General features: G+C 37.6%; 13 protein-coding genes. 11 read left to right on the top strand and 2 right to left on the bottom strand.

What is annotated here, in order from left to right:
- Nucleotides 1–187 precede the first annotated feature (187 nt).
- Nucleotides 188–427, bottom strand: coding sequence for a DUF2627 domain-containing protein (locus LG329_RS02225; RefSeq protein WP_404452962.1), 240 nt, complete (start codon nucleotides 425–427; stop codon nucleotides 188–190).
- Between the two features lie 131 nt (nucleotides 428–558).
- Here LG329_RS02225 and LG329_RS02220 point away from each other — a divergent pair, with 131 nt between their 5' ends.
- The 10 genes from LG329_RS02220 (at nucleotide 559) to LG329_RS02175 (ending at nucleotide 12,417) form a co-directional block, all read left to right on the top strand.
- Nucleotides 559–2,634 carry a sigma 54-interacting transcriptional regulator gene (locus LG329_RS02220; protein WP_404452961.1) on the top strand — a complete coding sequence of 692 codons (2,076 nt, stop codon included), beginning with the start codon at nucleotides 559–561 and terminating at the stop codon, nucleotides 2,632–2,634.
- Between the two features lie 69 nt (nucleotides 2,635–2,703).
- Complete coding sequence (yqiS, locus tag LG329_RS02215; RefSeq protein WP_404452960.1) at nucleotides 2,704–3,606, top strand: phosphate butyryltransferase; 903 nt, start codon at nucleotides 2,704–2,706, stop codon at nucleotides 3,604–3,606.
- Nucleotides 3,607–3,618: 12 nt separating this feature from the next.
- Nucleotides 3,619–4,713, top strand: a complete 1,095-nt coding sequence (bcd, locus tag LG329_RS02210; RefSeq protein WP_404452959.1) for a branched-chain amino acid dehydrogenase — start codon at nucleotides 3,619–3,621, stop codon at nucleotides 4,711–4,713.
- Nucleotides 4,714–4,746: 33 nt separating this feature from the next.
- Complete coding sequence (buk, locus tag LG329_RS02205; RefSeq protein WP_404452958.1) at nucleotides 4,747–5,838, top strand: butyrate kinase; 1,092 nt, start codon at nucleotides 4,747–4,749, stop codon at nucleotides 5,836–5,838.
- Nucleotides 5,839–5,854: 16 nt separating this feature from the next.
- Complete coding sequence (lpdA, locus tag LG329_RS02200) at nucleotides 5,855–7,276, top strand: dihydrolipoyl dehydrogenase (protein WP_404452957.1); 1,422 nt, start codon at nucleotides 5,855–5,857, stop codon at nucleotides 7,274–7,276.
- 90 nt (nucleotides 7,277–7,366) lie between these two features.
- A complete protein-coding gene (locus LG329_RS02195) occupies nucleotides 7,367–8,359 on the top strand; it encodes a thiamine pyrophosphate-dependent dehydrogenase E1 component subunit alpha (RefSeq protein WP_404452956.1) in 993 nt (330 codons plus the stop codon).
- Nucleotides 8,360–8,374: 15 nt separating this feature from the next.
- Nucleotides 8,375–9,358, top strand: coding sequence for an alpha-ketoacid dehydrogenase subunit beta (locus LG329_RS02190; protein WP_404452955.1), 984 nt, complete (start codon nucleotides 8,375–8,377; stop codon nucleotides 9,356–9,358).
- 23 nt (nucleotides 9,359–9,381) lie between these two features.
- Entirely contained in the window at nucleotides 9,382–10,653 is a 1,272-nt protein-coding gene (locus LG329_RS02185) for a dihydrolipoamide acetyltransferase family protein (RefSeq protein ID WP_404452954.1), read from the top strand.
- 90 nt (nucleotides 10,654–10,743) lie between these two features.
- Complete coding sequence (locus LG329_RS02180; RefSeq protein ID WP_404452953.1) at nucleotides 10,744–11,175, top strand: BrxA/BrxB family bacilliredoxin; 432 nt, start codon at nucleotides 10,744–10,746, stop codon at nucleotides 11,173–11,175.
- Nucleotides 11,176–11,439: 264 nt separating this feature from the next.
- A complete protein-coding gene (locus LG329_RS02175) occupies nucleotides 11,440–12,417 on the top strand; it encodes an aromatic acid exporter family protein (RefSeq protein ID WP_404452952.1) in 978 nt (325 codons plus the stop codon).
- 26 nt (nucleotides 12,418–12,443) lie between these two features.
- Here the strand turns inward: LG329_RS02175 and prli42 are convergent, their stop codons facing one another.
- On the bottom strand, nucleotides 12,444–12,581 hold the full coding sequence (prli42, locus tag LG329_RS02170; protein ID WP_404452951.1) for a stressosome-associated protein Prli42: 138 nt from the start codon (nucleotides 12,579–12,581) through the stop codon (nucleotides 12,444–12,446).
- Nucleotides 12,582–12,705: 124 nt separating this feature from the next.
- Between prli42 and LG329_RS02165 the strand changes: the two genes are divergently transcribed.
- Nucleotides 12,706–14,361, top strand: coding sequence for a methylmalonyl-CoA mutase (locus LG329_RS02165; protein WP_404452950.1), 1,656 nt, complete (start codon nucleotides 12,706–12,708; stop codon nucleotides 14,359–14,361).
- The last annotated feature ends 3 nt before the right edge of the window (nucleotides 14,362–14,364 follow it).

Genomic DNA, 14,364 nt, shown 5'->3' with positions numbered 1-14,364 from the left:
GCCTAGCGCGAACATTTGTTCTATAATAAATTTATCATCATATTCAATGAACAAAAAAATTTATGAGGAGAAATGTTATGGAAACTTTTACTGGTTGGGCGAATATTCCAGGCGTTTGTCGATTGATTAAGATAATAAAAAGGTGGGTTTCACCAATAACTGACTTTTTGGTGAAACCCCACCTTTGTTAACTTTTCATATTATTATCCTTAGCATTGTATTGATGTTTTCTATCCCGATGTACGATAAATCCCCCAATAAACGCAATACCACCTATTAAAAGTATCAGTCCAATAAAGAACTGAACACCTATATGCAAAAATATAGGATAAAGCTCATCAAATAATGAATCGCGCATTAATTTTATTCCATAAGCAGAAATAATTCCTGGTATAACAAGAAGTAGGACTGCAATAATTCGCATCATGAGAAACTCCTTTAATTATCATATGTTTTCAGTATAGCAAAGCCTTTCTGAAATAGAAACTAATTTTATTTGCCAAATCCTGCAGATTAACGTACAATGTATGTGTGCAAAAAATTGCAAGGTGGGATCAAATGAAGCGTGTGCTCATTGTTGGTGCTGGTAAAGGTGGAAGTGCATTAATACAAATTTTAACTGAAACGGACCGAATGCAAATTGTCGCTGTAATAGATGTAAAGAACCATGCTAGTGGTATAGATCTTGCAAAAAAAAATGGAATACATACAGGTAATGATTGGAGAAAATGGATTAACGACGATTTGGATATCATTATTGAAGCTACCGGTGACGAAGCTGTATTGAAAGAAATAGTAGAGGCTCGTCCTAGGGAAACAGTTGTTATACCAGGTTCTGTTGCATATATAATTGCGGAATTAATGGAAGAAAAAGAGTCATTGTTAGAACGCTTGAAGATGGAAACAACCAATCAGGAATTAATTCTTAATAATATTCGTGATGGAATGATTGTGGTTAATGAAAATGGAATTGTTCAGTTTATCAATAAAAGTGCTGAGCGAATAATAGGAGTAGCTAAAACAAATTTTATTAGTCAGCGAGTACAAGATGTGATTGAGAACTCAAGGCTTCCATTAGTATTGCAAAGTCGAAGAAGAGAAGTAAATCAAAAGCTGATCCTTGAAAATGACAAAAAGATAATTACAACACGAATTCCTATCATAAATTCAGATGACCAGTTGGTTGGTGCTTTCGCAGTATTTAAGGATATTACAGAAGTAGTGAATCTTGCTGAAGAAAATACAGATTTAAAAGAAATTAAAATAATGCTAGAGGCGATTATTCAATCTTCCGATGAAGCGATAACTGTCGTTGATGAAGATGGAATAGGATTGATGATTAATCCTGCATATACCAGAATTACGGGATTATCAAAAACAGATATAATTGGCAAGCCTGCCACAGTCGATATATCTGAGGGTGAAAGTATGCATATGAAAGTGCTGCAAACCCGTCGTCCTGTCCGTGGTGTTCGGATGAAGGTTGGTTCAGCCAAGAAGGATGTCCTAGTAAATGTTGCTCCGGTTATCGTGGATGGTAAAATTAAAGGTAGTGTTGGTGTTTTACATGATGTATCTGAAATTAAAGCGCTTACTAGTGAATTACGTCGTGCAAGGCAAATCATCAGGAACCTGGAAGCTAAATATACCTTTGATGATATAATCGGATCCTCGTCGGAAATGAAGTTAGCCCTTGAACAAGCAAAAGTAGGTGCAAAAACCCCTGCTACTGTATTATTACGTGGTGAGTCAGGAACTGGAAAAGAAATCTTTGCCCACGCTATTCATAATGAAAGTGACCGAAAGCATAATAAATTTATCCGTGTAAATTGTGCTGCAATTGCAGAATCTACTCTTGAGAGCGAATTATTCGGTTATGAGGAAGGTGCTTTTTCAGGTGCAAAGCGTGGTGGAAAAGAAGGGTTATTTGAAGAAGCAAACATGGGAAGTATTTTTCTGGATGAAGTAAGTGAGCTTTCTTTAAATATGCAAGCAAAATTGCTACGCGTTCTGCAAGAAAATGAAATCGTACGTGTAGGTGGCACTGACCCAATAGCGATAAATGTTCGAATCATAACAGCTACCCATGCAAATTTAGAAAAAGCGATTATGAAAAAGACATTTAGAGAAGATTTATATTATAGGTTGAATCGATTACCTATTTTTATTCCATCTTTACAAGAACGGATTGAAGATTTGTCTGAGTTAATTCCGCATCTGATTCATAAAATTAATCAGGATTACAGTCGAAATGTTCGTAGCATTGATCGAGAAGCTATGAATTTCCTCAAATCTTACCACTGGCCGGGAAATGTGCGGGAACTGGAAAATGTCTTAGGACGAGCCATGATCTATATGGACACCAATGAGGAAATCATAAAATTAAAGCATATTCCGACTTTAAACCCAGGTAACGCCATCCGGATACAAGATATAGAAAGATTTGATATTAATCAGGGTACACTACAGGATGCAGTCGAAAAGTTTGAGGAAACCTATATTAAACAGGTTTATCAAGCTAATCATTACAATAAGACAAAAACAGCAAAAGAACTAAATATATCTATTCGAAATTTATATTATAAGATGGATAAATATCGAATAGAAAAAACGAACATGCAAGATTTTACGTAACGACATGTTACATAATTATCAACTTAAGCGCTTACATCATGACATTACAAAGACGATTGGATGGTTGATATGAAAACTTTAAATGAATTGAAAAAAAATGCAAAGGAAGAAACCGGCCAAATTGTATCTGTTGCAAATGCGGCAGATGCGGAAGTGCTTAAAGCTGTTCAAGATGCCGTAAATGAAGATCTATGCTCTTTTATTCTTTACGGTGATGAGAATAACATAAAAACACTTTCTGCGAAGATTGGCTTGGACTTGTCATCAGACAAAATAACAGTTGTATCTGAAGAGACAGATCCAGCCGGGACAGCTGTTAAGGCGGTTCATAAAAAAGAAGCCGATATCCTGATGAAGGGAAATGTTTCAACAAAAGCTCTATTAAAAGCAGTATTAAACAAAGAGTATGGACTGCGGTCTGGGAAAATTTTATCCCATGTAGCCCTGTTTGAAATACCAAACCAGGATCGTCTGATATTTTTAACGGATGCTGGAATGAATATTTCACCTACATTAATGGAGAAGGTTGAGATTATTAATAATGCCGTAAAAATTGCACAGGGTGTTGGGATTGAACAACCGAAAGTTGCGGCTCTTGCTGCGGTAGAGGTGGTAAATCCTGCAATGCAGGCGACTGTCGACGCAGCTATGTTAACTCAAATGCAAAAACGAAATCAAATTCGTAATTGTGTTATTGACGGTCCTCTCGCATTTGATAATGCAGTGTCAATACAGGCCGCTGAGCATAAAAACATTAAATCAGATGTAGCAGGAATGACCGATATTATCGCTGTCCCGACAATTGAAGTTGGAAATGCGTTATATAAATCTTTTATGTATTTCGCTGATGCTAAAGTAGCAGCAGTTGTAAGTGGTGCAAGCGCACCTATTGTATTAACATCACGAGCTGATTCTGCTGCAAGTAAATTATATTCACTATCTCTTGCGCTAGTTTCATCAAAAAAATTCTAGGAGGAACAAACAATGGAAATTTTTACTTATATGGAGAAATATGATTACGAACAATTAGTTTTTTGTCAGGATAAAAACTCAGGGTTGAAAGCAATTATTGCAATACATGACACAACATTAGGACCAGCACTTGGTGGAACCAGAATGTGGACATATAAATCTGAAGCAGAGGCTATTGAAGATGCGTTACGATTAGCAAAAGGTATGACATATAAAAATGCTGCGGCTGGACTTGAATTAGGTGGCGGAAAAACAGTTATTATCGGGGACCCTAAAAAAGATAAAAACCCTGAAATGTTTCGTGCATTTGGTAGATACATTCAAGGATTAAATGGTCGATATATTACAGCAGAAGATGTGGGGACAACTGTTCAGGATATGGATCTAATTCACATGGAAACAGATTTTGTAACAGGGATTTCACCTGAATTTGGTTCATCAGGAAATCCATCTCCAGTAACAGCTTATGGCATTTATAAAGGTATGAAAGCTGCTGCTATGGAAGCTTTTGGTAGTGACTCATTAGAAGGTAAAACAGTAGCTGTTCAGGGTGTTGGCAATGTGGCATATACGCTATGCGAACATTTACATCAAGAAGGTGCGAACTTAATTGTTACAGATATAAACAAAGAAGCTGTAGATCGTGCTGTTAATGCTTTTGGTGCAAAAGCAGTAGATCCTGATGACATTTATGGTGTTGATTGTGATATTTATGCTCCATGTGCACTTGGAGCAACAATAAATGATGAAACAATTCCACAATTAAAAGCAAAAGTTATTGCTGGTTCAGCCAACAATCAGCTTAAAAAGACCGAACATGGTGATATTATTCATGAGAAAGGCATTGTCTATGCACCAGACTATGTAATTAATTCAGGTGGTGTTATCAACGTAGCGGATGAACTAAATGGCTATAATGCTAAGCGGGCAATGAAAAATGTTGAATCTATTTATGATATTTTATTAAAAATATTTGAGATTTCTAAACGTGATAATATCCCAACATACGTTGCAGCAGACCGTATGGCCGAAGAACGAATTGCATCGGTTAAAGCTTCCCGTAGCCAATTTTTGTTGAATGGACACCACACATTAAGCAGAAGATAATGTAAAAATTGTTCGTAACGGAGGTTAACAGCATTGCAACAACAAATTTTTCGTATTTTAGTGATAAATCCAGGATCTACTTCAACAAAAATCGGGGTTTTTGATAATGAAACCTGTATCTTTGAAAAAACAATCCGACATGAAGCTGATGAGGTCGCAGGATTTAATCGTGTAATTGATCAATATGATTTCAGGAAAAATGTTATCTTGGATCAATTAGATCATGAAGGTATCAACATTTCTAAACTAAGTGCTGTCTGTGGTCGTGGTGGTTTACTGCGACCAATAGAGGGTGGAACATATGAAGTAAACGAGGCAATGCTTGAGGATTTGCGGATTGGATTTAATGGAGAACATGCATCGAATTTAGGTGGAATTATCGCAAATGAAATTGCCAACGGACTTAATATCCCAGCTTACATTGTAGATCCAGTGGTTGTAGATGAATTTGAGGAAATAGCACGATTTTCTGGTGTGCCTGAAATTCCTAGAAAGAGTATTTTTCATGCCCTTAATCAAAAAGCAGTTGCGAGAAAGGTCGCGAAAGATATAGGGAAAGCATACGACGAAGCTAACCTAATTATTACACATATGGGTGGCGGAATTACAGTTGGTGCCCATAAAAATGGTAAGGTAATTGATGTCAACAATGGCCTGCATGGTGATGGTCCATTTTCTCCGGAACGGGCTGGAACCGTACCAGCAGGTGATTTGGTTTCGCTTTGTTACTCTGGTCAATATTACCGAGATGAAATGATGAAAAAGTTAGTCGGACAAGGTGGGCTTGTTGCCTATTTACAAACAAGCGATGCAGTTGAGGTAGAAAACAGGATTGAAAATGGTGATAAGGAAGCTTCAGATACCTATGAAGCAATGGCATATCAAATTGCAAAAGAAATAGGATCGATGAGCGCTGTCTTAAATGGAAGAGTAGATGCAATCATTATGACTGGCGGTCTTGCCTATGGTAAAGCTTTTGTAGAAATGATTTCAAAACGGATTAACTGGATTGCAGATACTATTGTTTATCCAGGGGAGGACGAGCTTCAGGCGCTTACAGAAGGTACACTGAGGGTTCTTCGCGGAGAGGAAACACCAAAGATTTATCCTAATACGCAGGAATAAAAGGAGTGAGTAATATATGACAAAAGAATATGATCTTGTCGTTCTCGGTGGAGGAACGGGGGGATATGTCGCTGCAATTAGAGCTTCACAGCTCGGATTACAGGTTGCAATCGTAGAAAAAGGTGACCTTGGGGGTACCTGTTTACATCGTGGTTGTATACCTTCAAAAGCATTGCTGCGTAGTGCAGAGGTATTAAAGCAAACTAAAGAAGCAAGTCAATATGGTGTAGATACGAAAGACACAACATTGAACTTTGCAAAAGTACAAGAAAGAAAAGATAGTATTGTTAGTACGTTGCATCAAGGCGTACAAGGTCTTATGAAAAAAGGCAAAATTGATGTTTTTGAAGGGTTTGGCCGTATCTTAGGCCCAAGTATTTTTTCTCCTATGCCAGGAACGATATCGATTGAATATGCAAATGGTGACGAAAATACCATGATTGTTCCTAAAAATGTCTTAATTGCAACTGGGTCGAAGCCGAAGTCGCTTCCGGGTCTTGAAATAGATGGGACAAATGTAATGACATCTGATGAAGCGCTACAAATGGAAGAACTACCAAAATCAATCATCATTGTCGGTGGTGGAGTAATTGGAATAGAGTGGGCTTCTATGCTTGCAGATTTTGGTGTTGAAGTGACAGTAGTCGAATACTTAGATCAAATTTTACCTACAGAAGATGATGCGATTGCTAAAGAAGTTGAAAAACTTCTGAAAAAGAAAGGCATCACGTTTGTGAAAGGAGCGAAAGTATTACCAGAAACATTATCTGTTGAAAATGGTGTTAGCATTGATGCAGAAATTGATGGTAAAAACGAAAGCTTCCAGGCTGATAAAATGCTAGTTTCTGTTGGACGCGAGGCAAATACATCAAACATTGGTCTTGAAAACACAGACATAATTGTTGAAAAAGGATTTATTCAAACAAATGAGTTTTTCCAAACGAAAGAAACTCATATCTACGCAATCGGTGATGTTATTGGTGGAATGCAATTAGCACATGTTGCTTCACATGAAGGTATTGTAGCTGTAGAACATATGGCTAACCAAAATCCACTACCAATTGAATACGAAAACATACCAACTTGTATTTATTCAAACCCAGAGGTTGCGAGTGTCGGACTTACTGAAAAACAGGCAAAGGAAAAAGGTTTCGACATTAAAGTTGGGAAGTTTCCTTTTAAGGCAATTGGCAAAGCGCTGGTACATGGAGAATCAGATGGTTTTGTTAAAATTATCGCTGATAAAAAGACAGATGATCTTTTAGGATGTCACATGATCGGGCCACATGTTACAGATATGATATCAGAAGCTGGACTCGCAAAAGTATTGGATGCAACTCCATGGGAAGTCGCAGATAGTATTCATCCACACCCTACTCTTGCAGAAGTAATGGGCGAAGCAGCATTAGCTGTAGATGGAAAACAAATTCATGGTTAATTTTAAAAACGTAGATGACTGCTAAATGGCGTACGAAAGTCCAATACCCATTAGGAGTTTAAGCTAGATAAAAAAAAGGAGGGACTATCAATGACAAAAAATCGTCATGAAGCATTAGGTCTATCAAATGATGAAGTGTTAGAAATGTTTAAAACAATGCTTTTGGCTAGAAAGATTGATGAAAGAATGTGGCTTTTAAACCGAGCTGGTAAAATTCCATTCGTAATCTCTTGTCAAGGACAAGAAGCAGCACAAGTAGGAGCGTCATTTGCGCTAAATCGAGACGTGGATTATGTAGCACCATATTATCGTGATATGGGGGTTGTTCTTGCTTTTGGAATGACAGCGAAGGATCTAATGTTATCAGGATTTGCCAAACAAGAGGATCCAAACTCAGGCGGCCGCCAAATGCCGGGTCACTTTGGACAAAAAGAAAACAGAATTCTTACTGGATCATCCCCTGTTACAACACAACTACCACATGCAGTTGGTGTTGGATTAGCTGCAAAAATGGAGAAAAAGGATATCGTTTCATTAGTGACACTTGGTGAAGGGTCGTCCAATCAGGGAGACTTTCACGAAGGACTAAACTTTGCGGGTGTACATAAGCTCCCGGTAATCACAATGGTTGAGAATAACAAATACGCAATTTCAGTACCAATTGAACGACAAATTGCTGCCAAGAATGTTTCTGATCGTGCTATCGGTTATGGAATGCCGGGGATTACTATTGATGGTAATGACCCTTTAGCTGTTTATGAAGCAGTAAAAGAGGCAAGAGAACGCGCATCTAAAGGTGAAGGCCCAACATTAATTGAGGCCGTATCTTATCGATTAACAGCCCATTCTAGTGATGACGATGATAGTCAATATCGAGAAAGCACAGAAGTGGAAGAAGCAAAGAAAAAAGATTCGATTATTACATTTGCTGCTTATCTAAAAGAGGTAGGAATTTTAACAGATGAAGTAGAGAAAGAATTGAACGACGAAATCGGAGAGATCGTTAATGAAGCTACCGATTACGCTGAGAATGCACCATACGCTGAACCAGAGAGTGCATTACAATTTGTATATGAAGAGTAAGGAGGGAATAGTAAAATGCCAGTAATGTCATATATTCAAGCTGTAACAACAGCATTAAAAGAAGAAATGCAACGCGACGAGAACGTTTTTGTTCTAGGGGAAGATGTTGGTAAAAAAGGTGGCGTATTCGGTGCTACTAAAGGATTGTATGATGAATTCGGCGATGCACGTGTACTCGATACACCGCTTGCTGAGTCAGCAATTGCGGGTGTTGGTATAGGTGCTGCAATGTATGGAATGCGCCCAGTAGCTGAAATGCAGTTTGCGGATTTTATTATGCCAGCTGTAAACCAAATCATATCGGAAGCTGCTAAAATTCGTTACCGTTCAAATAATGATTGGAATGTTCCGATGACAATTCGTGCGCCATATGGTGGTGGCGTTCACGGTGCTTTATATCATTCTCAATCTGTTGAAGCTGTATTTGCTAATCAACCAGGATTGAAAATTGTTATGCCTTCTACTCCTTACGATGTAAAAGGTTTATTAAAAGCATCCATCCGTGACAACGACCCTGTACTTTTCTTTGAGCATAAGCGGGCATATCGTTTACTTAAAGGGGAAGTTCCAGAGGACGATTACGTACTTCCAATTGGAAAAGCCGATGTTAAACGAGATGGATCAGATGTTACGATTATCACTTATGGTTTAGCTGTACACTTCGCACTTCAAGCAGCGGAAAAATTAGCTGATGAAGGTATTGATGCACACATCTTAGATTTGCGTACAATTTACCCATTAGATAAAGAAGGAATTATTGAAGCGGCTAAAAAGACAGGAAAAGTATTACTTATTACTGAGGATAATAAAGAAGGAAGTATTATCGGCGAAGTAGCAGCCATTATCGCTGAAAATTGCTTGTTTGATTTAGATGCACCTGTTCAACGCCTAGCAGGTCCAGATGTTCCGTCAATGCCATATTCACCAAAAATGGAAAAATACTTTATGATCAACCCAGATAAAGTTGAAAAAGCAATACGCGAACTAGCAGAATTTTAATTGAATTAAAGGAGGGACATTAGATGGCTTCTGAAAAAATAAATATGCCACAACTAGGTGAAAGTGTAACAGAAGGAACAATTAGCTCTTGGCTTGTGCAAGTTGGCGATAAGGTCAACAAATATGATCCAATAGCTGAAGTAATGACAGACAAGGTTAACGCTGAAGTTCCATCTTCTTTTACAGGTGTGATTAAAGAACTTGTAGCGCAAGAGGGAGAAACAATTGAAGTAGGAGAATTAATGTGTTATATCGATACAGAAGGTGGCTCTACATCTGGTGTAGGTTCTGCAAAAGAAGAGCCTAAAGAAACTGAAAAAACCGAACCTGTCGATGAAGGCGCTAAAGACCAGTCTATGAAAAAGCGCTATTCTCCAGCTGTGTTAAGAATGGCGCAAGATAATGATATTGATTTAGCACAGGTATCCGGAACAGGAAAAGGTGGAAGAATTACCAGAAAAGATATTGAGAAAATTATCGATTCAGGTGAAATGCCAAAAGCAAGTGAAGCTACTTCCGATTCTAAACAGCAAACAAATCAGTCGGAACCGGCACCATCAAAAGCACCATCAACACCAGCTCCAACATCTCAAGCTGGAGATATCGAAATTCCTGTAACAGGCGTACGTAAGGCGATTGCACAAAATATGGTGCGTTCTACAACTGAAATCCCTCATGCATGGATGACAGTGGAAGTTGATGTGACAGATTTAGTAACGTATCGTAATAAAGTAAAAGGTGAATTTAAACAAAAAGAAGGGTTTGGCTTAACATTCTTTGCGTTTTTTGTTAAGGCTGTTGCGCAAGCATTAAAAGAATATCCACAATTAAACAGTATGTGGGCTGGCGATAAAATCATTCAGAAGAAGGATATTCACTTATCAATCGCAGTAGCTAAAGATCAGGAGTTATTTGTACCAGTGATCAAACATGCTGACGAGAAAAGCATAAAAGGTATTGCGAAAGATATATCTGATTTAGCTTCAAAGGCTCGTTCGGGTAAATTAACATCAGCTGATATGCAGGGCGGAACATTTACAGTAAATAATACTGGTTCATTCGGCTCCATTCACTCAATGGGTGTTATTAATCACCCACAGGCTGCAATTTTACAGGTCGAATCAATTGTCAAACGCCCAATGATTGTCAATGATATGTTTGCTGCAAGAGATATGGTAAACCTATCACTTTCACTCGATCATCGTATATTAGACGGTCTTGTATGTGGTAATTTCTTAGCACGAGTGAAGGAAATATTAGAAAATATGAATAAAGATACAACAAATGTTTATTAGGTCAGTTAATTTGAATTGAAATCTAAGCATGAAATTGATAAGCTTGTTATAGTTTAAACACTATGAATTTAAAAGGGGATGGATGTTCAAATGGACTTTAACCTATTTATGAACGATGTTGTTGATGTAGCACGTTTAGATATAAGAGAAGCTGGATATGAAGAGCTTACTACAACAGAAGATGTAGATGCTGCAATGAAACGCGAGGGTACTACACTTGTAATGGTCAATTCTGTATGCGGTTGTGCTGGTGGTGTAGCTAGACCAGCAGCAGCGAATGCAATTCATTACGATAAGCGACCAGATCATCTAGTAACAGTTTTTGCTGGTCAAGATAAAGATGCAACAGAAAAAGCACGAGGGTATTTTGAAGGGTATCCACCTTCCTCACCATCATTTGCATTTTTGAAAGACGGCAAAATCGTTACAATGGTAGAACGTCATGATATTGAAGGATTTACAGCAGTAGATGTAGTAGGTAAGCTTCAAAAAGTCTTTGATGAAAACTGTGAAGAAATATAAAAGAAACCAGATTATCTAGTTTCGATGAGGCTGTCTCTATTTTTTGCGGGTCAGCCTCATTTTAATAAAGTGAACTTTCATTCATTATAAATTTTTATTTACACTAGATATTCGTTGGGACTTATCGTAGCTTGACCGGGCATTTACACCCTTGTGAAGTTTCCGTCTTCTCTTAATTTTGGGGATTTGAGGTTTTACTACCCATTTCATTGCGGTAAATGGACCAAACACAGGATCTGACTTGGTGATGAAGGAGATTTAACTGTGAAAATTGGCTATCGAACAATCAAGACTGCTGTTGGTACTCCACTAGCGATTTCCATTGCTCAAATGCTTGGATTAACCAATTTTATTTCAGCAGGCATACTTACTTTACTATGTATAAAACCATCTAGAAAAGAGTCAGTCTTAAGTGCATGGCACCGGTTCTTGGCATGTTCAATTGCTATTTTGTATTCATACGTATTTTTTGAAACCTTGGGCTACAATCCCATAGTAGTTGGGATCGCTTTTGCATTATTTATTCCGGTCACCGTTTACCTTAAAATTTCACCAGGAATTGCAACAAGTTCTGTTATTATTCTCAATTTATACAGTCTTGGACAAATTACATTTACGTTTATTGTAGATGAATTTTTGCTAATCATCGTTGGTGTTGGTACTGCACTTTTATTGAACTTATATATGCCTAGTTTGGATAATAAATTGAAAAAGAAACAAGTGGAATTAGAACATAATTTTCAGGTGATTTTACAGGAAATTTCATTATACATAGGTGATAATAATCAAGTTTGGAATGGAAAAGAAATTACGAGAGCAGAAGAAATATTGGATGAAGCAGCTAATCTAGTCTCGCTTGATCGTGAAAATCACTTATTGCGGAGTAATCATCCGTATTATGATTATTTTACGATGAGGAGAGAACAGTTTGAATTACTGAAAAAGATGCTTCCACTAGTAAGTAGATTGCCAAAAACAGATCGTCTATCTGAATCAATAGCGGAGTTCTTTGAGAGCTTATCTGAAGCTGTCCATCCTGGAAATACTGCATCAATTTATCTGGAAAGATTAAGTGAATTACAAGATGAGTTTGATCAAGAAGATCTTCCTACAACACGGGAAGGGTTTGAAACAAGAGCAAACCTGTTTCGATTATTGCATGAAATAGAGGATTATTTACTCATTAAAAGGAAATTTAAGGCTAGCGATATAGTGAGCAAAAAGAAAAAGAACCGGAATTGATGTTATTCCGGTTCTGGGTTTTATTATTAATTCACAAAAAGAGCTAGTCCAGTTGTTACTGTTGTTAATACCATAGCAAGTATCATAATGTAGATAACTATTTTTAGTCTACGGTCTCGCTTGGACGCTTTTCTAGGCGCATTGTTTGTATGATTATTAGCCACAATCTTATCCTCCTTAAAACCTAATACTAATTGTATTTTATCGTTTATTTGGCATTTGGACAAGTGAAATTAAAAGAATAGTACTGAAAATTCATGATATCAATCAAAATGGAGGCCTTCACGTATGAAAAATAATGAATCAATTACATCAAAAGAGGCTAATTGGAAAGAGTCAGTAGACAAAACATTAAAGCGCTTTCCTGAGCGGAAGAGTACTTTCCATACCTCCTCAGATATAGAAGTGGATGGATTATATTATCCGGAAACTAATGACAAATATGAAAATGAACTTGGTTTTCCAGGCGAATATCCATATACACGCGGAATCCAGCCTACCATGTATCGCAGTAGGTTTTGGACAATGCGCCAGTATGCAGGATTTGGTTCTGCAGAAGAAACAAATAAACGGTTCCGGTATTTGTTGGATCAAGGACAAACTGGTTTATCTGTTGCCTTTGATTTACCTACACAAATCGGATATGACTCAGATGATGTAATGTCTGAAGGAGAAGTTGGCAAGGTCGGTGTTGCTATTGATTCTCTTCATGACATGGAAAAGCTTTTAGATCAAATCCCACTTGATAAAGTTAGTACGTCAATGACCATCAATGCACCCGCATCGGTTTTATTATGTATGTATATTGCGGTTGGCGAAAAACAAGGTGTTTCGATTGAAAAGCTAACTGGAACCATTCAAAATGATATTTTAAAAGAATATATCGCACGTGGTACATATATTTTTCCACCTAAACCATCCATGCGTCTGATTACTAATATATTTGAATACTGTCAAGAAAATAAAATGAAATTTAACACGATTAGTATTTCTGGATACCATATTCGGGAGGCAGGATCCACTGCAGTTCAAGAACTTGCTTTCACGATAGCAAATGGTATGGCGTATGTAGATGCTGCCCTGCAGTCAGGTTTGGATATTGATGCCTTCGCACCACGTTTAGCCTTTTTCTTTAATGCTCACAATAACTTTTTTGAGGAAGTTGCAAAGTTCCGTGCTGCACGACGTATTTGGGCAAAGATAATGAAAGAACATTATGGTGCAAAAGATCCAAAAAGCTGGAAGTTACGTTTTCATACGCAGACAGGTGGTTCAACACTTACAGCACAGCAACCAGATAATAATGTAGTTCGTGTAACCTTACAAGCGCTTGCAGCGGTAATGGGTGGAACACAAAGCTTGCATACGAATTCACGTGATGAAGCACTTTCATTGCCAACGGAAGAATCAGCACGAATTGCACTCAGAACTCAACAGATAATTGCCAATGAGAGTGGTGTGGCAGACACCGTCGATCCATTTGGTGGTTCGTATTTTGTGGAAGAACTAACTGACAAAATGGAAGAAGAAGTAAATAAATATTTGGAACAAATCAAAGAAATTGGTGGAGCTGTACAAGCAGTTGAAGAAGGTTATATGCAACGCGAAATCCATCATAATGCATATGAAATACAAAAGCGAATTGAAAAAGAAGAAGAGGTAATTGTCGGGTTAAATAAATATAAGCTAGATGAAGAAGTAAACCCTGACCTTTTAAAAGTAGATGAGGCACTAGAGCAAGCTCAAATTAAATCCGTTGAGAAAACACGTACGGATAGGGATCAAGTAAAAGTAGACGAATTATTGAGCACATTAAAAGTCCGAGCAAAAAATCAAGATGCAAATTTGATTCCGCATATACTCGAAGCTGTTAAAGCGTATGCCACAGTGGGCGAAATTTGCAATGTTTTGCGGGATGAATTTGGGCAGTATACTGGCATGTAAGAA

The organism is Virgibacillus necropolis, assembly GCF_044793635.1.
Classification (GTDB): domain Bacteria; phylum Bacillota; class Bacilli; order Bacillales; family Amphibacillaceae; genus Virgibacillus_F; species Virgibacillus_F necropolis_A.
This window is presented reverse-complemented; position numbering and strand designations above follow the sequence as displayed.

Bases quoted from the DNA above. Each gene is read 5' to 3' on its own strand.
- LG329_RS02165 (WP_404452950.1), top strand. From the start codon at position 12,706: ATGAAAAATAATGAATCAATTACATCAAAAGAGGCTAATTGGAAAGAG.
- LG329_RS02220 (WP_404452961.1), top strand. From the start codon at position 559: ATGAAGCGTGTGCTCATTGTTGGTGCTGGTAAAGGTGGAAGTGCATTA.
- LG329_RS02225 (WP_404452962.1), bottom strand. From the start codon at position 427: ATGATGCGAATTATTGCAGTCCTACTTCTTGTTATACCAGGAATTATT.
- LG329_RS02180 (WP_404452953.1), top strand. From the start codon at position 10,744: ATGGACTTTAACCTATTTATGAACGATGTTGTTGATGTAGCACGTTTA.
- lpdA (WP_404452957.1), top strand. From the start codon at position 5,855: ATGACAAAAGAATATGATCTTGTCGTTCTCGGTGGAGGAACGGGGGGA.
- LG329_RS02190 (WP_404452955.1), top strand. From the start codon at position 8,375: ATGCCAGTAATGTCATATATTCAAGCTGTAACAACAGCATTAAAAGAA.
- LG329_RS02185 (WP_404452954.1), top strand. From the start codon at position 9,382: ATGGCTTCTGAAAAAATAAATATGCCACAACTAGGTGAAAGTGTAACA.
- LG329_RS02195 (WP_404452956.1), top strand. From the start codon at position 7,367: ATGACAAAAAATCGTCATGAAGCATTAGGTCTATCAAATGATGAAGTG.
- bcd (WP_404452959.1), top strand. From the start codon at position 3,619: ATGGAAATTTTTACTTATATGGAGAAATATGATTACGAACAATTAGTT.
- yqiS (WP_404452960.1), top strand. From the start codon at position 2,704: ATGAAAACTTTAAATGAATTGAAAAAAAATGCAAAGGAAGAAACCGGC.